The sequence below is a fragment of the Lysinibacillus sp. OF-1 genome (assembly GCF_028356935.1).
GTDB classification, from domain to species: Bacteria; Bacillota; Bacilli; order Bacillales_A; family Planococcaceae; genus Lysinibacillus; species Lysinibacillus fusiformis_D.
Window position 1 is genome coordinate 3,176,255 of the sequence record NZ_CP102798.1, and the last position, 20,965, is coordinate 3,197,219.

A 20,965-nucleotide genomic window follows, 5' to 3' on the forward strand; every position below is an offset into this window, starting at 1 on the left:
CAAAAATAACAATCAGCGCTTTATTTTAGCGTATAAACATGGTCGAAGCAAAAAATGACAACGACTGAAAGGGGGAACTAAATTGCATAATGAACCACTCGCTTTTCGAATGCGTCCTTTAACCCTTGATGAAATAGTTGGGCATCAGGATTTCATTGGTCCCAATACAGCCCTGTATAAAATGATTCAAAATGAACATGTACCTTCCATGTTGCTATACGGAGAACCTGGAATCGGTAAAACTTCTATTGCCAATGCCATTGCAGGAAGCTCCAAGCTCCCTTTCTTTGCACTCAATGCAACGCGAGCTGGCAAAAAAGATGTGGAGGATATTGTACAAGAAGCCAGAATCTCCGGAAAAGTACTTCTTTTTTTGGATGAAATTCATCGTTTCAATAAATTACAGCAAGATACTTTGTTACCACATGTTGAAAATGGCTCAATTGTATTAATTGGGGCCACAACAGAAAATCCTTACCATGACGTCAATCCAGCTATTCGTTCACGCTGTGGAGAAATTTACCAGCTAAAACGACTAACAAAGGAAAATTTAATTGAGTTGATTGAAAAAGCACTAGCAGATGAAAAACGAGGGTTAGGTAAATATCATTTTGTATTAACACCCACTCAAATTGAGCAAATTGCAGGAGCCGCAAACGGGGATGCGCGGAAGGCATTAACACTACTAGAATCCATTTATTATGCGAGTGATGAGGTTGATGGGCAGACGCTTGCAGCCGATCATGTTATTGAGCATCTCATTAACCGAATCGGTGTTTATGGCGATAAAAAAGGTTCACATTTTTATAATTTACTTTCCGCCTTGCAAAAATCTGTACGTGGCAGTGATACCAATGCTGCTTTATATTATTTAGCGCATTTACTGGAAACAGGCGATTTAGTGGCCGTCAGCAGGCGCCTGCTTGTGATGGCTTATGAAGATATTGGTCTTGCCAATCCCGATGTTGGTCCTCATATGCTGGCTGCCATCCAAGCAGCCGAACGACTAGGGTTACCTGAGGCACGTATTCCACTCGCAAGCGCCGTCATAGAAATGTGCCTTGCCTCTAAATCCAATTCTGCCATAGCTGCAATAGACGCTGCCATTACAGCAATTCATGAAGGCAAAACGGGTGATATTCCTCATCATTTACGAGATGCTCATTACGAGGGAGCGAAAGATTTAGGACATGTTGGCTATCAATATCCACATAACACACCCATTGGCACTTTTGGTGGTTGGGTAGACCAGCAATATTTACCGGATGAACTTGTAGGAACAGAATTTTATAAACCTGTTATTGCTGGAGAAGAAAAACGAATGGCAGGCATCTATGAAAAGCTCAAATCGTTCCATCAATAACAGCACAAAAGCAAAGTCACGATTTCCAGTACTGATAGTGACTTTGCTTTTTTACAAAATAACAGGATGGGCTGCTTTGATGATCATCCTGTAAAGCTCTGGTTATTTGCTGTGTATCGCTCTTTATAAAACAAATTTAATGGTTCTGCTACATGTCGAAGTGATGACAGAAGGGATTCTTTCCCATCCTCTTCATTGACCTTACTATGCAAAAAAACAATCAAATTATACGATTGATACAACACACTCGCGAATTCTTGATTGTTTTCTCTCACTTCAAAGCGAATTGCTTTTACAGCAATAGCTTGTGCAATTTTTTGTTCTCTTGTTTCATAGGATGGCTCTCTAGTTAATTCATCATCCGTCACTCTGTATAACCGCTTTAATGCACCATATACCTCTTGGTTTCCACTAAACCGATCCTTTAACCACTGCAAGACAAATTGTATAAGAATAACTGCATATATAAGGGAAAGACATGCATCACCACGCGACTTTTTTGCTAAGCGCTGGAAAGATTCTGCTTGTGTCACTAATTCAAAAAGAATTAAACGAATTGGGTACAGCATGGCATGACCACTATTAATGTATAACTTTTCTCGATCCCTATACATTGCCAACCAAATATCTTTGACCAATGAAATAGATTTTCTTGTAGAGAGCGCTAATTGACACTGTATAAGTTCCTTCTCAATCGTTGGTTGGATAAGTCGTTGAAATAAATGCTCATCTTCCTCACTAACTAGTAAAAGCGGTTTTTCCAAATTCGCCAAATCTAATTTTATACCGTTTACAATCATTGCCTAGCCCCCTTTCAATAAGTTCTTACAGTGTTGAATAAAATGATTATAGGAGAACCCATTTTTTAACTATAATTCGACAAAAAATCATAATTCCCTTTAAGTAAAATGGTCTTTTTTTACTTTCCAAATAACAAAAAAGAACCCACGAAACAAAACGAAGCAAGTAAATCCACTTTTTTCTAGTATAGAAAAACGAGAATTACTTACAAAAGTTACGTAGATTCTTGTCGTATAGGCTATTTTCTGAAAATAGCTAGTCTAATAATGTCTAGGCTGTCAGTTCTTCATCAACAAATGCTTTGAACTGTTCCAGACACTGCTTCACATCACCCTTTTGTGCAAGCACTTCATTGCGTATCGTTGTCATTTTCTCTTCATCCTCTAGCACTTCCGTTAAGAGAGCAAAGATATCTGTTAATAATAATTCATTCTCTTCCTGTTCAATTCCCGGTAAGGAATAAGCTGCTATTGTTAATAAACGCTCCACTTTTTCAGGCGTTTTTTGCAAGGCATTCGAAGAATAATAGGTCGATGCAGCTAAAAAATAACATAATTTTGCACAACAATCGATAAACAGATGCCAATACGTATTTGCGCTTGGTAATTCCCCTGATCGATGATCAACATACTCTTTATAATAAGTTGTTACTTGACTATATAAAGGATTCAACCCTCTCATAGCTTTCGGATAATTATTAGATGTATCCAAATAGTCAAATACAATGGCATTCATTTTCTCTTGAAGTTTGACAATATCTAAATGATCACGAATTACTTGAATTTCCATTTCCCCACTCTCCCATATGTCATTTGCTGTTTTAACTTCCTGGCTATTTACTAAGTAGCTCGGAGCATCCCAAACAAACTGATCGATTATCTAATGGATGATTTAAATTATATCAATAAACTATATGGAGTAGTGAGGACATGAAAAAAATAAGACAATTTCGTGAATTAATAGCATTTTATGTACATAAGACGAACTATTTTGGTAAAATTATACCCTTTGTACATAATCATCAAATAACCAGGGTTCCTTTGCGCGATCAACAATTTCAATAATGCTCCCCTGCATATATTTTTTAATGCGCTTTTGAGGTATATAAAAATAAGCATTGTTCATAATTAACCATTCACTTAATGTGACATTATTATCTGCTTGATGATTCGTTAAGATTTTCTTATGCCGCAGAACATCCGCCATTTTATAAAAACCATCGGACAATTCATAGGCAGATACATCAAAATTAAAAATGGGGCTGACTACTTGTCCAACATCAAAAATATGTATAGTTTGCTTCTCTTCATCAATCGCTAACTCTACAGTGCTAATTTCATCGAAAAGATTTAAACCTCTATATTCCATTTGATAAATTTTTTCCATCTGTATGCGCCTCCTTTTTTCAACGGTCTAATTGTAACATAGAAAAAGTAGCTACTTCTCAAAACAATGAGGCAGCTACTTCTACGAAAATAATCCATTATGCTGTTTTTTTAAAATAATTCTCTGACATTATCCTTGTACGCGCGTAATTTTTACATCTTTTAAGATGGTATTGACTACCCAGCTCGCCGCAATTAAACCTGCTACGGACGGTACAAAGGCATTGGATGAAGGCGGCATCTTTGCCTTACGAATTGCCGCATCAGGCTTACCAACATGCTCTACGACATCAGGACGTACAACAATTGGACTTTCATCAGAAAAAACAACCGTTACACCCTTATGAATACCCTCTTTACGAAGCTTTGTACGAATTATTTTTGCTAATGGATCTGTATGTGTTTTTGATATATCCGCAATTTGGAAACGAGTAGGATCCATTTTATTTGCTGCACCCATACTCGAAATAATAGGAATATTACGTTGCAAGCATTCCTTCATTAGATGAATTTTGTACATCACTGTATCGCTTGCATCAATGACATAATCAATGCCTTGTGCGAAAAACTTTTCATAGGTTTCTTCCGTGTAAAACATGTGCATATCAATGACTTCACATGCTGGGTTAATATCTGTAATGCGCTCTTTCATGACAGCTGATTTAGATTTGCCTACAGTTGATAGATATGCCACTAGTTGTCTGTTGACATTTGTAATATCGACATTATCCTTATCAACTAAAATAATGCGACCGATTCCACTTCTTGCGCATGCCTCGGCTGCAAATGAACCAACACCACCTACACCAAGTATGGCAACCGTTGTATTTTTTAATTTTTCGAGACCCTCTGTTCCTATAGCGAGCTCGTTACGTGAAAATTGATGTAACATCCTGACACTCTCCATCTGTATATTTTATTAGTAAACCTAGTTATATACTAAGATAAAATCAAAATCTATCTTACATTTTATCATGTTATTGTTCAAGAGAAAATTATAAAGAAAAAAATGAAGATTGCCTACTGAAAACCATCCAAATAACAGTAATTAAACAAGGATTTTAAAATAAAGTTGGAATGCTTCCTTGGCATTATTTTCTAAAGGGAAACGGTTGATTCCACTCCAAGCTGATACTTTCCACATGCGGTGTCGAGCTGCTTTCCCCGCAGGAGTCACCGTCCTTCGCTATATTCAACATCTATATAAAGCAACTCCATCCATATATGTTGATGAAAAGTAAACTTTTAAAGTGAAAAACGATGCTGACGAAGAATAAAATCAACGAATGTAAACAATTAGAAATGTTTACGATTGATCAATTAGTACGACAAGATCATTAAGTGCGAAAATTAGAAACCACTATTAATTTTTCGTTTATTTATCCATTAGTAGCAAACCCCTATTCTGATTATGGAATGGTTTATCAAATATTGAACAAAGAAAGAAAAATGACAAAAGCCATCGAGAGTGAAGTTCTCGATGGCTACAGTCTGTGAGATTGATGACTCAATCCCTTTCTCACCTTTTTTCATTTTGTAAAGCCGAATGATGCCCATGGTTGAATATGTGCTAATAAAAATTGTTCTTCCTCAACAACGCTAGCGATAACATTGCTCGACCCGGCATTTGGGATTTCTTTTAGAACAATTTGTAGCTCTCCCTTATAACGAACATCCAAATTATTATCAATCGTGATATCGCCTCTTTTTAATGGTCGTGTATCATGCACAGGAAAATCTCCGTTTTTATATTTAACCCGAGATTGTGTGCTACGAATGACATACTCAGAGACATCCCCTCTATTAAAATGGGGCTCTTTAAAAAGAATCGTTTCCTCTAAAATACTCGTGTCTGCTGACGGGACAACCTTTATTTCAAGCTTATTGCGATTTAATTGACCTAACGCACGTATTTCCTCCTCTGAGGCATACATATTGCCAATAATACAATCATCAATGAGCCCTGTATGCCATAAATCTTTCGCTTGTACAGTGATAGGAAGATGACGATGCTCCTCTAATGTAGGTAACCCGTACTCCGTTTGCTCCCAAGGCCCAAATTGACCATGCTGCGAGGAGATCATCGCGGCAGTTCTCAAGTTGTGTGCTTTAAAGTGTTGGGATGTTTGTAAAAAGTGCTGACGAGATAGCCCAGTAAAGCGTCTTGGATAAAAATTATGACACCCGATAATGTTCTCTTTATTGGGCTGGTAAGAAACAATATTGTCTACATATTTCGTCCCGTTACTAATGTTTAATTCTATTTTTAGATTACTTGCGTCAAGTGACATCAACGCTTCTTCCTGACCAGAAAATCCCATATCTAAACGTAAGGCTGCCAAATAATAATGTTCCTTCAAATAGCCAATATCTTTAAAGGTTAAGCCTAAATCATCAAAAACAGCTGGTGCGATATCAGCCGATATGTCAAAACCAAGCTGCTGCGCAAAGGCATTAATTTGCTGTAATTTCTGACGCTCCCCCTCCTGTTTTAATGACATCAAACAGGTAAAAATCCGATCAAAGCCATTGTCATGAGCAAGTTGAACATAGCGCTTCATTTCGTCTAGTGTACTATGCTGTGGATATAGCGAAATTCCTAATCTTCTCACTTCAAACCCTCCGTTAATTGACGCTTATACTTCTACTTTTTCCCCTTGGGATTCCACAACAGATTGTTCGCTCTGTGCTGCTAAAGCAGCCTTTTGTTCATTCTGTCTTGACAAGCGATTAGCCATGGATAAAAATGGTAAATAGATACAAATAGCTACAACAATTAAGACAATACTCAGTACAGCTCCACGCCAAGATTGCGTGACTAGGAAACCATTAATAATTGGAGGCGTCGTCCATGGAACAGCAATCGTTGCTGCTGGCACCCAACCCCATTTTGTTACAAAGAAAGCAATTGTCACATTGACCATTGGTGTCAAAATAAATGGTACAAATAAAATTGGATTTAAGACAATTGGTAAACCAAATAGTAATGGTTCATTAATATTAAATAATCCGGGAGCAGCGGATAATTTACCAACCGTATTATATTGTTTGTTTTTACGAGCAATAATGAATATTGCGATAATTAAAGCGATCGTTGTACCTGAGCCACCCATATTAATAAAAGCGTCAAAGAACGGTTTGTTAATAATGTAAGGTGCGACTTTTCCAGCAGAAATGGCTGCAACGTTAGCATCAATTGCTTGTAGATTAATCGATTGCATAAACGGCTCGATAATATTTGCCCCATGAATACCAAATGTCCATAAAAATGTTGGAATGAAGGCTAAAATAAGTCCAGCTACCCATGTATTTGTTAAGCCCATAAATGGCTCTTGAATCGATGAATAAAACGTTCCAATAATATCAGGTATATCAAACCCAGCAGAAATGATCGTACGAACTAATGCTAATAAACCAATTGTTATAATTGCTGGAAGTAATGCTGCAAATGACTTTGACACAGCGGATGGCACACCTGCAGGCATTTTAATTAAAAGCTTTGGATTGCCAGATAAACGAGAAAATAGTTCTGCGGAAATTAAAGCGGTAATGAGGGCAACAAATATTCCTCCTGTACCTGTCGTTAAACCCGTTAATCCCCCTTCACCAAACGTACCAAATGTCATATAACTGGCAAGCCCTATTACCCCACCAGATAATGCATCCTTGTCATAGCTTTTTGTCAGATGATAGGCAACACAAAAGGCTAATAATAGAGAGATAATTCCAAATGTCGCTCCCCAAATATTCCCCCCAAACTGTGTCCATGTCTCATGCTTCCAAATGGCATCGAGTGCATTTTGATATAATTTAATGGGCAAATTGTTAATAAGTACAGCTAATGATCCAACAATTGTCAACGGCATGATCGTAATAAAGCCGTCACGAATAGCAACTAAATGACGCTGATTCCCAACCCTAGCAGCAACCGGTACAAATTTTTCTTCTAAAAAACGGAACATCCACATACACTCCCTTTGCTTTTTATTGTGACATCAAAATTTGATGTTACTCCCCTTTGATTCGTTCATATAACTCAATCATTTCTTGCGCTAAATCGCGAAAAGTAATAGCATTCATTAAATGATCTTGCGCATGAATTAATAACATGGAAACCTCTACTTTTTCTCCCCTTGCTTCTTGAGACAGTAACCCCGTTTGAGCATGATGTGCTTCAATTAAAGACTCATTTGCTAATTTAATTTTTTCTTTTGCTTCCTCAACTTGCCCCTTTTTTGCTAGCTGAAGAGCTTCCATACACTCACTTTTCGTATTGCCACTATGCACAATAAGACCCATAATGGACTCCATTAATGCTGCTTCTCCCATTCCCTTTAACCCCTTTTTCATCCAATTAAGTGTAGTGCTTGCTTCAGGACATTTTCACCATTCATCATGCCATAATCTGCCATATTGATGACATCGATTGGAAAGCCCCTATCCTTGAATTTTGTTTCAAATGACCCCTTTAAATAGCGAACCTGAGGACCTAATAACAGCACATCCGCTTTTTTCGTCGCTAATACTTTTTCCACCTCACCTTCAGCAATGGCATAAATATCAGCTTCAATATTTTGCTCTTGAGCAGCTTTTTGCATCTTAGATACTAATAAACTAGTACTCATGCCCGCTACACACACTAACATAATATTTTTCATTCGAAACACTCCTTTTTATGTTTTTTTGATTGTGTAATCGCTTACTTATTTTGAGAATAGCACCTATTGGTATATACCACAATACACTTTTTACATTAATTTTATATCCGTGTAATTATTTACAAAATTGGGCTATTGTTTTTTATAGCAACATAAACGATTCTACTCAACTGGTATAGTCCAGAAAAAAATCCAAAAAAATTTAAAATTTTCAAACCATTTAGTGCTTAAAAATACTCATAAAATGCTGGCTTTTCAGTAGGCAATGCCCTTTGCCATCGTTGTAGAGTCTTTTCCACTGTCGATTGATTAGCATAGACAACAGCCTCTTTGACGGAAAGATAACCAACCATCATTGCAGAAAAAAGATTAATTGGTAGTGTTAACATATGCTTGTCAGAGACCGAATTTGTCTCAATTATGGACACTTGACCATTTTTATTTATTTGATAGACATGCTCATTCCAATGACAAAATGGATCGTCAATACGTATCGTCAATGTTTCTGTGATATCTCTCCATGGATACCGCTGCATAAAAGCTGCAACGTCTACGACTCTAACCATCACATCCTGTATGACTTCCCTTTTGAATTGCGGCTCTTTGAAATAAAAACCAAAGGGATAATGATTGCTAGTAACACCTGTAATTTGATCGACACTTGCTGCATGTGACGTAATATAACGCCATATGGCTTGCTCCGCTAAATAATTAGCTACAATAAAGTCTTGAATGACAAACGTCCCCTGCAGAATGGTATAACGAATATAGCCCTCTATTTTATCTGCTTGAAAATAGGCTGCAAAATGGCTGTCAGGGCTCCTTCTCTCAATTCTTTTCCACCAGGCATCATCTCTTACCATGCCTCCATTTTGCAATATTGCCATTATATTATGAAAATCCTTTATTTCCTTGAACAGCTCAGGCTCAACCCATTCAAAGCTCATCCGTTTGACGATATCCAGTTGTTTCCCAAACGACGGAAATTGTGCTTGTGGGATCGTGTAATGAAGCTTCTCAAAAAATAATTCCCAACCAAAATGTCGATAGAAGGACACAGAAAAAGGCGCTAAAACTGAAATGGTTTGCCCATTATCACGCATTTTTTGTAGGGCTTCTATCATGAGCCTTTTAATAATCCCTTGTTGTCGGTACTCAGGATATGTTGCAACAAAGCCGATTCCGCCCATTTTATAAGGAACACCATGAACCGTCATGTTGAGTGGCAATATTAAAAGTTGACCGACAATCTTTTTATGATCATAAGCTCCTAATGTCGTACTCTGCTCTATCCAATAATGAAAGTCCTCTCGTCGAGCCCCTGTGTATTTATTCGGAAAACAATAATCTCTTAATTGATGAATCTGCCTATAATCATTAGGCGAGACGATGTGGATATCCATATAATCACCCCTATTGCAATTCTAAAAATTCAGTTATTTACAAAAGATTCTTCTGCAGTGAGATGAAAACAATCACTGCAAGAATCTTTTGTCCTCTTAACATTCTTCTCCTATTTCTTTTGACACCATGATTTCTGTTACGGTTTGAAATAATTTTTCAATATCTGGACCAGCCGCTGAAATTTCTACTATACTACCAGGTGTTACACCCAATGACATAACGCCCATAATGGACTTTAGATTAACAGATTTTCCCTTGTACGTTAATTGAATATCACTTTCGAATGGAGTTACTGCAGTTACTAGTAGTGCAGCAGGTCTGGCATGAATGCCCTCAGGTGAAGTAATTTTATACATTTTTTTCATTTACGATGTCTCCCCTTTTTCATGTAAAATCTATACGATGTTGATAGTTGGCCATCATTGTTTCATTATGCGACCAATCCGAGTCAACATTATTGCTGACAAAAATAGGTAACTCCTTTGTCGTCTTTGCTATTATTTCGATGACTTCGCTGAACAAGGCGTTTAATAATAAGGAACCAATGACAGTAGAAGCTGGCGCATACTGCATTTCATGTAGATGCAAAACACCATCTCCAATAGGGATATGTGTATTGATCACAAAATCTACCACGTCTTCAAGCCTGTGCCCACTGTGATGACGTGCAACCTGCTCTCTATAGAGGAGCGACTGTAGAGAAAACACGTATACCCCTGACTCCTTTGCCAACAAAGCAGCATCTATAGGGGCCGCATTTCTCCCTGAAGTTGAAATGACAATGCAAACGTCATTTTCACGAAAATCAAACTGTTCCTTATGTTGTTCAATAATAGTGGGATCCTTCTCATTGATTGAGGAAGCTAGTGCTCCAGCATGTAATGCCAAAGGTTCTAGAAAAATCGGACGAACAGGTACTAAACCACCAGCTCGATAAAAAGCCTCCTGCGCTAATAGCTGAGAATGGCCGCAGCCAAATAATTGGATGATTCCACCTCTTTGAAGACGTTGAACAATGATTTGTGCTGCTTCCTTTAAATGAACAGTCTCCTGCTCCTTCACAATCTGGATGAGCTTTTCGATTTCAGAAAAATATGCATGCATATAATCACCTTTTAATTTCACTTATAAATTTATAGCGATCAGCTCGATACGTACTGCGTACAAGCTCAAATGGTTTACCGTCCGATAAATAACTCGTACGTTTGATAATTAAAACAGGTGCTGTTTGATTTATCTGTAGAAATTTACTATCTTCTTTTGAGACAATGGCTGCCTCCATTTGCTGTACGGCATTCCCAATCTTTTGATGGAACTTTGCTTCGATTAAAGCATAAAGCGAGCCCATTATTTGCTTTTCATCCAACTCTGGATAGATTTTGACTGGAATATACGTTCTTTCAATCGCCATTGGCTGAGAATCGGCATTTCTAATTCGCACCACAAAGAATACTTCTTCTCCAGGCTCAATCATTAAATCTCTTGCAATATCCACTGGTGGTATGATTTTTTCAAATCGTAACACCTTACTGCTTGGTTCCATTCCTCTAGCGCGCATATCTTCCGTAAAACTTGTTAAGCCCTTTAATGGCTGCTCCAATTTGGGATTAGCAACATAGGTACCTCTCCCTTTTTCTCGATATAACAGACCGCTGTTTACGAGATTGGTAATGGATTGACGCACAGTCATTCTACTAACATCAAATTGTGCAGAAAGTTCACGTTCTGAAGGTATCGTCTCACCAATTCTGTATTCTTCTAAATAAATTCTTTGTTTAATAATCTCTTCTATTTGTATATAAATAGGTATATGAGAATTTTTCTCTAACAAATCTTGCACCTTCCTTATCGCCTCTTTTATGATTTCTCAAATACAACTTTACCTCGACAAATCGTTTTTTGCACATTTAATTGTTGATCTAGCAAGACAAAATCTGCATCAAAGCCTTCTTCAATTCGACCTTTCATGGGAAGCTGCAATTGTTCAGCGGCATTCGTAGAAGACATGGCGACTATTTCTTGTAAGGAACAATTCGTAATGGCCTTCATATTTTTAACCGCCTGTTCCATTGTTAACACACTGCCAGCTAATGCTCCGTTCGCTAAATGGGCTCCTTTTTCACTTACATACACCGTTTGCCCACCTAAATCATATTCACCATACTGCAAGCCTTTCGCTCGCATGGCGTCCGTAATAAGAATGATCCCCTTGGCACCTTTTGTCCGATAGGCTAGCTTGACTGCTTGAGGATGACTATGCACACAATCAACAATTAATTCCACTTTGATGTTATCTTCTAATAATACCCCACCAACGACACCTGGATCACGATGATGAAATGGTCGCATTTGATTATATAAATGAGTGGCTTGACTTATACCTAATGATACTGCTTGATGGACTTCCTCTATTGTAGCATCTGAGTGACCAATAGACGGAATCACATTAAAGTTCTTTAATGCTTCAAGAAATGTGAATCCACCTTCTATTTCTGGTGCGACGGTAATTTGTTTGATACGATAACAGCTCATTTTTTGCCAATTAGCAAATTGTTCAATCGTAGGACTAATCATGTATTCTTCTGGCTGTGCACCTGCACGTATTTTCGAAACAAATGGACCTTCAACATGAATGCCCAGTAAAACGGCTTCTCCTTCTTGCTGTTCAAATTGCGCCACATTGACTAAAGCGCTTTCAATTTTGGCTATAGTTTGTGTCATAGTTGTAGCAAGGAAACCTGTAACGCCTTCTTGCACTAAGGACTGTGCTATTTCATGCAAAGCTAATGGACTAGCATCCATCGTATCATGCCCAGCTGATCCATGAATGTGCATATCAATATAGCCAGGGAGCAGTAGCCAATCATGATTTTGCCCATCAATACGTTGCACTGCCTTTCTTGACAAACACTGCCCTATTTGAATGATCTTACCATCTTCTATATAGACGTCACCCTTAAACGGCTGATCATCAGGATTAATAATCCTAACATTTGAGATTAATAATGTGTCCTTCAAACTTATCACCTCCAACCTTTTTATGAACGCTCTCCAAAAGGTATAGTTGTCTATACCAATTATATGCTCGTTCATCTAAAATAAAAAGTTATTTTTTCATATTTTCAAAATTTTTCTATAAATCTTTCTTTTAAAAATTGGCAACAAAAAAGGAGCTACTCTCAAGCTCCTTTTTAATCCTATGTATAGGACGAATCCCAATTGTGCCGTAATGCCAAGAAACATTCGTTTTGAACCCGCAATTTGCAGGGGGGTGCCCGCTTTGCAGCTTTAAACGTCCCGCTCCGCTAGGGGCATGTTTGCGACTACAAAATGAAGGCTCCCGATTCGATAGTGTTCGGTCAAAACTGTGAAGTAGATTTAGCAGTTAGACAAACACATCAGGATTCGTATTACAGTTATCATAACACCACTTTTCTGATAATTCAAACGATTTTCTCTCATAATCTATATTTTCCTGAAAAAACACAAAAAAATACCTAGATTCTCAACAATATTTGCTAGGAAATCCAGGTATTTTGTTTTATTCATTATTTTTTAAATGGTTTGATGGCTAAGCTTAATTCACTTAGTTGCTCTGGTGATACTTCGCTCGGTGCTTCTGTCATTAAGCAGCTAGCACTTGCTGTTTTCGGGAATGCGATAGTATCACGTAAATTCGTACGTCCTGCTAGTAGCATCACAAAGCGATCAAGACCAAAGGCAAGACCTGCATGTGGTGGCACGCCATACTCAAATGCTTCTAATAAGAAGCCAAATTGCGCTTGTGCTTCTTCTTCTGTAAAGCCAAGTAATTCAAACATTTTTTCCTGTAGGTCACGTTCATAGATACGTAATGATCCACCACCAAGCTCGTAACCGTTTAATACGATATCATAGGCTTGTGCACGAACTGCTGAAGGATCTGTATCCATTAACGCTATATCTTCATCGAACGGACGTGTGAATGGATGATGTGCTGCATAGTAACGTCCATCTTCCTCAGAGAATTCAAATAATGGCCAGTCAGTAATCCAAAGGAAAGCAAATTGTGATTCGTCAATCAAGTTTAAATCTTGTCCTAATTTCGAACGTAATGCCCCTAAAGAAGCTGCAACAACAGGTGCCTTATCCGCCACGAATACAAGAATATCGCCAACTTCTGCTCCCATACGTTCGATTAAAGCTGCTGCTAACGCTTCGTCAAAGAATTTCGCGATTGGGCCATTTAAGCCTTCTTCTGTAACCTTTAACCAAGCAAGACCTTTTGCTCCGTAAATACTAACGAATTTTGTTAATTCATCCATGTCTTTACGAGAATATTTGTCCGCTGCTCCTTTAATATTGATACTTTTCACTTGTTTTCCTTGTGCAACAGTATCTGCAAATACTTTGAAATTACAGCCTTCAAAAATATCATTTAATGCTACTAGCTCTAATCCAAAACGTACGTCTGGTTTATCTGAACCATAACGATCCATTGCTTCTTGATACTTCATACGCTGGAAAGGTGCAGGGATATCGATTCCTTTTACTTCTTTCATAACAGCTTGAATTAAGCGTTCATTCATTTCTAATACTTCTTCTTGTGTTAAGAAGCTAGTTTCAATGTCCACCTGTGTAAACTCTGGTTGACGGTCAGCACGTAAGTCTTCATCACGGAAGCAACGGGCAATTTGGAAATACTTTTCAAAGCCTGCAACCATTAATAATTGTTTAAACAATTGTGGTGATTGTGGTAATGCATAAAATTCACCCTCATGGACACGGGATGGTACTAAATAATCACGGGCACCCTCTGGCGTTGATTTTGTTAAAATCGGTGTTTCTACTTCTAAGAAGCCTTCATTTTGTAAGAAGTTACGGATTGTACGTGTAACATCAGAACGCATTTTGAATGTATCGAACATGACTGGACGACGTAAGTCCAAATAGCGATATTTTAAACGTAGGTCTTCTGATACATCTGTGCGATCTTCAATTTGGAATGGTGTTGTTTTGGCCGTATTAATTACGATTAAACTTGTTGCTTCTACTTCAATTTTACCGTTTGGTACATTCGGATTAATTTGATCCTCTGTACGAAGGATAACTGTTCCTTCCACTTCAATCACATATTCACTACGTACTTTATCCGCTAGTGCATGTGCTTCAGCCACGTCTGGACTAAATACGACCTGTGTAATTCCCGTACGGTCACGTAAATCAATGAAAATCAAACCACCAAGGTCACGACGACGCTGCACCCAACCTTTTAATACGACTTTTTCGCCTTGTAACGCCTCTGATAGCTCGTTACTAGCATGTGTTCTTGTAGCCATTGTTAAATTCCTCCAAAATATCTTCAATTTATGTAGCATCTACTAGCAATGCCCTGTATCTACTTTAAGATTGTTGTGATAAATAATTCACTAGCTCTGAGAATGCCACTTTGTGCTGTTCACCAGATTCCATATGTTTCACGGCAGCTGCTTGCTCTTCAAGCTCTGTTTCGCCAAGAACGATTGTGTATTTTGCACCTAGACGATCCGCTGATTTCATTTGGGCTTTCATTTTACGATCTAAATAATCCATTTCTGTCGCAAGACCCTTTGCACGGAAAGTACTAGTTAGCTCTACAGCCTTTTGCTTGGCTTCAGCGTCCATTGCGATAATATAAACATCTAGTACTGAAGCGGTATCTAATTCAACGCCCTCTGCTTCAAGTGCTAATAATAAACGCTCAATACTTAATGCAAAACCAATACCCGGTACATCTGGACCTCCAATTTCTTGCACTAGCCCATTGTAGCGTCCGCCTCCACATAGTGTTGTAATCGCACCAAAGCCAGCTGCTGTAGACATAATTTCAAATGTTGTGTGATTGTAATAATCAAGCCCACGTACAAGATTTGGATCCACCTCATAAGAAATGCCCAATGTATCTAAATACGATTTCACCTGACTGAAATAAGCAGCTGACTCCTCTGTTAAGAAATCAGTTAACGCTGGAGCCGTTTGCATTAATGGGTGTTCACGATCCACCTTACAATCTAAAATTCGTAATGGATTTTTTTGCAAACGATTTTGACAGTCAGAGCAAAACTCTTGAATATGTGGCTCAAAATGCTGTAATAAGGCTGTACGGTGAGTATTACGCGTTTCTTTATCACCCAGTGAATTAATCACTAGTTTTAAATCCTTTAAGCCCGCTGATTCATAAACATCCATCGCAAGAGCAATGACTTCCGCATCAATTGCAGGATCTGCTGAACCAATGGCCTCTACTCCAAACTGTACAAATTGACGATAACGCCCAGCCTGTTGACGCTCATAGCGGAACATTGGTCCTAAGTAAGAAAGCTTAACGGGCTGATCTGGAGCACCAAACATTTTATGTTCTACGTAGGCACGTACGACACCAGCCGTATTTTCAGGACGTAATGTTAGTGAACGTCCCCCGCGATCCTCAAATGTATACATTTCCTTTTGCACAACATCCGTTGTTTCACCAACACCACGCGCAAACAAATCCGTTTGCTCGAAAATCGGTGTACGAATTTCGTTATAACGATAAACACGACAAATATCACGAATAATCGCTTCAACCTTTTGCCATTTTTCAGATTGACCTGGCAAAATATCTTGTGTCCCTCGTGGCACTTTAAAACTCATGTAAATCCCTCCTATATCGATTGCTTATGATAGAGCAGCTGTCATTCTACTTGGGGCGGAGGCATGCTTCGATTGAGCAGTTTTCATTCAGGTTGGAGTTTGGTTACACCTTCAAAGAGCGGTCTTCACTTTGATTAGAGCGGGTTCGCAATTTTGATGAGCAGACTCACCACCTAAAACCGAACCCATCCCTTTTCTCAAAAGAATCTCGCAGTTTTTTCGAACAACAAAAAAGCCCCCGTCACCTTGCCATAGCAAGGGACGAGAGCTGTATAAGCTTCCGCGGTTCCACCCTAGTTGACACAATTAATTACATGTGTCCTCCTCGTAATCGGATAACGGCCGATTCCGTTTTTTCCTACTAAGCACTGCTTTTCAGAAAAAAGCCTCTCAAGTGTTATTCGCGTGATACATTTTTGTAGGAAAGATTGCAGCCTAAGTCTTTCCCTCTCTGTTCCAATAGAGGTATACGCTACTTGCTTGGTCATAAGCGATTAATCATTTTTCGATTACCCTTTATGTTAGTCACTAGCCATGCCAATGTCAACTGTTTTTGTATTTTTCATAGGGCTATAATGAAAATAACAAATTCCGTTACCATTTTACCACGAATTTTATGACAAAAGCATGGTAAAATAGCACAAGGAATAGGAGGAATCTGATGAGGACAAAAATTTTACATAGTATAATCATATTCGTACTAATGGTAACGATTGCGATGCCAAATAAGAACTTTGTTCAAAGAGCTTCCGCTGACACCAGTGATCTAAAAGTCGCTGGAACGATTCTTCATTTGCGTGAGGGTCCTGGATTATCATATCCCATTATTACGACATTAGAAGAAGGTGATCCTTTAACCTCTATCGGTCGTGAAGGTGATTGGATTCAAGTAAAAGCAGGTAACTATGAGGGCTGGGTTGCTTCATGGCTGACGGCTCCTACAAGTGCTAAACAGGCCATCGATAAATCCGTCATCTCACAAGTTGACCGTTTAAATATACGAACAGATCCAGATATTTCTTCAGCTGTTCTTGGTCAACTTTCTACAGGCAACCAAGCCAACCTCATTGAAGAAAATGCTGAATGGGCAAAAATTGATTGGAATGGACTTACGGGATGGGTTTCAAAGGATTATGTCACGATTAATGATAATCCTAAAAAAGAAAAGGAACCTAAAGATGATGCCGTAGAAGTAACGACAACTACAACACCTGTTAACAAGGACACAACCTTTACTATTTTAGTAGACGTCCTCAATGTTCGTAAAAAACCAGACTTGAATGCTAAAAAAATCGGCACTGCGAAAAAAGGTCAAGCCTTTAAAGTAATTGCACATGAACATAATTGGGTACAAATTCAGTACAATGATAAAAAAACAGGCTGGGTTTATAGCTTTTATGGTACTTTCTCCAATAAAGTTAAAAGTACATCCAAAACTTCCTCTTCCAAAGAGTTGGAATCCGTTACCATAATCTATAATGGGACAAACTTACGAACAGATGCCTCAACAGCAGCTGAAGTGGTTGAACGGGTAGATGCTGGCTTAAATTATCCAATTGTCGGCGTAAAAAATGATTTTTATGAAATTCAATTAGATGAAGATCAAACAGCATTTGTTGCAAACTGGGTTGTAACAACAAGTTCTAATAAAACGATGATTCCTCAAAAGGAAAAAGAAGAGCCTCGTAAAAAAGGGACGTTAAGTGGGTTAACAATAGTTGTTGATGCTGGCCATGGTGGAAATGATCATGGCACAACGGGTCAACGTGGTACAGAGGAAAAAGGCATTACGCTGAAAACAGCTACTATGCTTGCATCCAAGCTAAGTGCGGCTGGCGCCAATGTAGTCATGACGAGGGAATCAGATGAATATGTGGCATTGCGTAAGCGTGTATCGATTGCGCATCAATATGAAGCAGATGCCTTTATTAGTCTCCATTATGATGCAACAGACGATAGCTCTATTAACGGCTTCACCTCCTATTATATGAATAGTAATCAAAAAGGGCTTGCTGAAGCGATTCATGATGGACTATCAAGTAAATTAGAGTTAAGAGATCGTGGCACACAACAAGGTAACTATTTAGTACTACGAGAAAATCGTCAAAAAGCAGTCCTTATTGAGTTAGGCTTCTTAAGTAATTCAAGTGAAGAGCGTGTCATCACCACAGCGAAGTTCCGTGAACAGGCGACTCTCGGTATTTATCAAGGAATTCTCAACTACTTTAATGAGCAAGAGGAATAATGAAAAAAGATCATGTCAAAGGCAGAAAAAGCAACTTTGCAAGGGGAGGGGGAGATTTCCGTTCCGCCAGCGTCCTTTCCAGGGGGGCGTCCGATGAGCCGCTTCACTCACTTACGCTCGCTCCAGAGTCTCATCTGTGACGCTAAATCCCCTAGGAGTGACGCTGGCTCCACTCCAATCAACCATTCTGCAAAGAGTCTTTACTTTTTTTCATAGTAATATAGCGATTAAATAGCCCATTATTTGTATTCTTAGAGGGAATAAGCTCTTATTATTAATGTAGAGAAGTGATGCGTGACAACACCTCTCCATAAAGAGCAGTGAAGACCTTCACTTTATTTGAAAACCTTCACTAAAAAGGTAACACTTTTGTAGGTTGGAATGGAGTCAAGTAGCCTGCAACGGAAATCCATTTCTACCTTCCAATTGACTGTTTTGTTTTTCAACACTAAGAAAAAAGCTGCGGATGCTATCCACAGCTTTTTTCACGTATTAAGAAACCCCTATTGCTACCGCAGCAATTAACGCCAGGCATGCAATCACTGCCCAGCCAAGAATCATCTTCCAAATGAATTTGATCCACTTTTCATAGGGAATGCCTGCAACCGCTAAATAGGCCATTAAGGCAGATGAAGTAGGAATAATAGAGTTCGTTAAGGAATCACCATATTGGAAGGCTAATACAGCCACTTGTCGTTCTAACCCTAATAAATCGGTAATTGGTATCATAATCGGCATTGTTGCGGCTGCCTGTCCACTACCAGATGAAATAAATAAATTTAACAGTGCTTGAATAAATAACATACCGATTGCACTGATAGCATGTGGTAAATGCCCAATTGTTTCCGATGCCGCATAAACGATAGTATCGATAATTTTCCCTTGCTCTAAAACAACCGTAATCGCACGGGCAAAACCTACAATTAAAGCACCGAATGTTACAGCCTTCGCTCCTTCAATGAAGGAATCAAAAATAGTTGCAGGTTTCAACCCACCAATTAGCCCTGCAATTAACCCCATAATTAAAAAGGAGGCGGTTAACTGTGTTAAGAACCAGCCCCAATTAAATACACCATAAATATTAAAGCCAATTCCACAAGCCATCACAATAAATACAAATTTATGCTTTCCTGTTAATGTAGGAATGTCAATAACGGATACATTAGATTTAGCTTTTTGCTCGATGTCATAAATAACACTTGCCTGTGGATTCTTTTTCACCTTAAAGGCATAGCGAGATACATAGAAAATAGCAAAACCTAACACAAAAACATAGACAACTGCACGGAAGCCGATCCCAGAGAATAACGGTACATCTGCTAATGATTGTGCAACACCCACCGTAAAGGGATTAAGCATCCCTCCAAAAAATCCACTGGCCGCTCCAAGTGTGATCATGGCAGTCCCTGTCACAGCATCGAAGCCCATCGCACGCGCAATTGCTACACCAATCGGTACGAAAATAATTGTTTCTTCGGCCATCCCCATTGTAAAACCACCAACAGAGAATAAAATCATTGATAATGGGATAAGTAATTTTTCTCTTCCCTCTAAAGCTTTTACCCCTTTATAAACACCAGCTTCAATGGCACCCGTGGAACGAATAATCCCAAAAACACCACTGACTAAGAAAATGTAGAAAATAATTTGAGCCCCTTTTTCAAGACCCATTGGAATAGCTGTAAACATTTCAAAAAATGAAACTGGATCACTCTCAATATGATGATAGCTTCCATCTACAACGAGCATTCGCCCTTCCTTATCCTCTATTCGTTCAAACTCACCTGCTGGAATAATATAGCTTGCAATACCCGCTAAAAAAATAATAGCAAAAATAATGGTATATGTATGAGGTACTTTCAGCCAGCTTCTTTTCTTTACACCTTGTTCATTTTCCATGACATCACCCTCCTTTTAATCAATTTAGACATTTGCATTATATTGTCGCTATATGTCGTTAATTGAAAATAAATATACATGAGTTCAAATTTATTGTAAAGTATTAATTTTCTATTATTTCAGAAATTCTATTTATTTGTTGCCACAGCAAGCTTTCTCAGACGCCCCTGCTGATAAGGATGCTTATCCTCTGCTACATAAAATATTCATACTCGATTAATTGGATAATTATGCGTTCAGCAGAGCGCCGTAATTTGAGTATTGTGACCAAGGTTAACAACTTCTATAGCTACATTTCATGAATGAGAAGAGTAACTGTACGTAAATTGACAAATTTTAATAGATTTGAAGATTTTATTATAATAGCTAATTATTTTTAATAGAAAACAATCCTCTAAAGTAAGATATTTACCCAATTAAGGTCTATATACTCATTAATTTTGCAACAAAAGTTATTTGCACAACAAAACTATTATCCTATAAAAACAGACTTTGAATAATTTTTAATATATTGCTATCATACTAGTTGCTATCCAATTCCAACAAAAGGAGACTAGTT

The 20,965-nt window shown here is 38.3% G+C and carries 18 protein-coding genes, 1 other RNA gene, 1 pseudogene and 1 other annotated feature; of the genes and pseudogenes, 3 read left to right on the plus strand and 17 right to left on the minus strand.

Going from position 1 to position 20,965, the window contains the following annotated elements; genetic code table 11:
- Positions 1-82: 82 nt before the first annotated feature.
- Entirely contained in the window at positions 83-1,363 is a 1,281-nt protein-coding gene (locus NV349_RS15550) for a replication-associated recombination protein A (RefSeq protein WP_036124360.1), read from the plus strand.
- Between the two features lie 83 nt (positions 1,364-1,446).
- Here the strand turns inward: NV349_RS15550 and NV349_RS15555 are convergent, their stop codons facing one another.
- The 4 genes from NV349_RS15555 to NV349_RS15570 all read right to left on the minus strand — a co-directional run bounded on the left by NV349_RS15555 (position 1,447) and on the right by NV349_RS15570 (position 4,441).
- On the minus strand, positions 1,447-2,163 hold the full coding sequence (locus NV349_RS15555; RefSeq protein ID WP_036124362.1) for a hypothetical protein: 717 nt from the start codon (positions 2,161-2,163) through the stop codon (positions 1,447-1,449).
- Between the two features lie 271 nt (positions 2,164-2,434).
- The gene (locus tag NV349_RS15560; protein ID WP_036124364.1) at positions 2,435-2,953 is read right to left on the minus strand and encodes a hypothetical protein; all 519 of its coding nucleotides are present in this window, start codon (positions 2,951-2,953) and stop codon (positions 2,435-2,437) included.
- 210 nt (positions 2,954-3,163) lie between these two features.
- Complete coding sequence (locus tag NV349_RS15565) at positions 3,164-3,550, minus strand: hypothetical protein (protein WP_036124366.1); 387 nt, start codon at positions 3,548-3,550, stop codon at positions 3,164-3,166.
- A gap of 129 nt (positions 3,551-3,679) precedes the next feature.
- Positions 3,680-4,441, minus strand: a complete 762-nt coding sequence (locus tag NV349_RS15570) for a tRNA threonylcarbamoyladenosine dehydratase (RefSeq protein ID WP_271910494.1) — start codon at positions 4,439-4,441, stop codon at positions 3,680-3,682.
- Positions 4,442-4,809: 368 nt separating this feature from the next.
- On the opposite strand from NV349_RS15570, the pseudogene NV349_RS23255 reads away from it, so the two are divergent.
- Positions 4,810-4,965: pseudogene (locus NV349_RS23255) on the plus strand (IS5/IS1182 family transposase); the annotation flags it as partial.
- 113 nt (positions 4,966-5,078) lie between these two features.
- Here the strand turns inward: NV349_RS23255 and NV349_RS15575 are convergent.
- From NV349_RS15575 to hisS, 12 genes are all read right to left on the minus strand, one after another.
- Entirely contained in the window at positions 5,079-6,161 is a 1,083-nt protein-coding gene (locus tag NV349_RS15575; protein WP_036124370.1) for a DUF871 domain-containing protein, read from the minus strand.
- Positions 6,162-6,185: 24 nt separating this feature from the next.
- Complete coding sequence (locus NV349_RS15580; protein ID WP_036124372.1) at positions 6,186-7,511, minus strand: PTS sugar transporter subunit IIC; 1,326 nt, start codon at positions 7,509-7,511, stop codon at positions 6,186-6,188.
- 46 nt (positions 7,512-7,557) lie between these two features.
- Positions 7,558-7,878 carry a PTS lactose/cellobiose transporter subunit IIA gene (locus tag NV349_RS15585; protein WP_036124376.1) on the minus strand — a complete coding sequence of 107 codons (321 nt, stop codon included), beginning with the start codon at positions 7,876-7,878 and terminating at the stop codon, positions 7,558-7,560.
- Between the two features lie 17 nt (positions 7,879-7,895).
- Positions 7,896-8,207 carry a PTS sugar transporter subunit IIB gene (locus NV349_RS15590; RefSeq protein ID WP_036124378.1) on the minus strand — a complete coding sequence of 104 codons (312 nt, stop codon included), beginning with the start codon at positions 8,205-8,207 and terminating at the stop codon, positions 7,896-7,898.
- Positions 8,208-8,434: 227 nt separating this feature from the next.
- A complete protein-coding gene (locus NV349_RS15595; protein ID WP_271910497.1) occupies positions 8,435-9,610 on the minus strand; it encodes a GNAT family N-acetyltransferase in 1,176 nt (391 codons plus the stop codon).
- A 96-nt stretch (positions 9,611-9,706) separates the two neighbouring features.
- Complete coding sequence (locus NV349_RS15600; RefSeq protein WP_036124382.1) at positions 9,707-9,976, minus strand: HPr family phosphocarrier protein; 270 nt, start codon at positions 9,974-9,976, stop codon at positions 9,707-9,709.
- Positions 9,977-9,995: 19 nt separating this feature from the next.
- Positions 9,996-10,715, minus strand: coding sequence for a sugar isomerase domain-containing protein (locus NV349_RS15605; RefSeq protein ID WP_036124385.1), 720 nt, complete (start codon positions 10,713-10,715; stop codon positions 9,996-9,998).
- A gap of 4 nt (positions 10,716-10,719) precedes the next feature.
- Positions 10,720-11,442: a GntR family transcriptional regulator gene (locus tag NV349_RS15610; RefSeq protein WP_036124397.1), complete on the minus strand. Its 723-nt coding sequence runs from the start codon at positions 11,440-11,442 to the stop codon at positions 10,720-10,722.
- 26 nt (positions 11,443-11,468) lie between these two features.
- The gene (gene nagA, locus NV349_RS15615) at positions 11,469-12,629 is read right to left on the minus strand and encodes an N-acetylglucosamine-6-phosphate deacetylase (RefSeq protein ID WP_257982877.1); all 1,161 of its coding nucleotides are present in this window, start codon (positions 12,627-12,629) and stop codon (positions 11,469-11,471) included.
- Between the two features lie 190 nt (positions 12,630-12,819).
- Positions 12,820-13,019, minus strand: a non-coding RNA gene (gene ssrS / locus NV349_RS15620) — 6S RNA.
- Between the two features lie 140 nt (positions 13,020-13,159).
- The gene (gene aspS, locus NV349_RS15625) at positions 13,160-14,929 is read right to left on the minus strand and encodes an aspartate--tRNA ligase (protein ID WP_101966510.1); all 1,770 of its coding nucleotides are present in this window, start codon (positions 14,927-14,929) and stop codon (positions 13,160-13,162) included.
- 64 nt (positions 14,930-14,993) lie between these two features.
- Positions 14,994-16,262, minus strand: a complete 1,269-nt coding sequence (gene hisS, locus NV349_RS15630) for a histidine--tRNA ligase (protein WP_271910501.1) — start codon at positions 16,260-16,262, stop codon at positions 14,994-14,996.
- A 254-nt stretch (positions 16,263-16,516) separates the two neighbouring features.
- Positions 16,517-16,759, minus strand: a binding site (T-box leader).
- A gap of 164 nt (positions 16,760-16,923) precedes the next feature.
- Between hisS and NV349_RS15635 the strand changes: the two genes are divergently transcribed.
- Positions 16,924-18,507 (plus strand): N-acetylmuramoyl-L-alanine amidase family protein, encoded by a 1,584-nt coding sequence (locus tag NV349_RS15635; protein WP_101966511.1) that lies wholly within the window; start codon positions 16,924-16,926, stop codon positions 18,505-18,507.
- A gap of 492 nt (positions 18,508-18,999) precedes the next feature.
- Here NV349_RS15635 and NV349_RS15640 read toward each other — a convergent pair whose 3' ends face one another.
- Entirely contained in the window at positions 19,000-20,406 is a 1,407-nt protein-coding gene (locus tag NV349_RS15640; protein ID WP_058845150.1) for a YfcC family protein, read from the minus strand.
- Between the last annotated feature and the right edge of the window lie 559 nt (positions 20,407-20,965).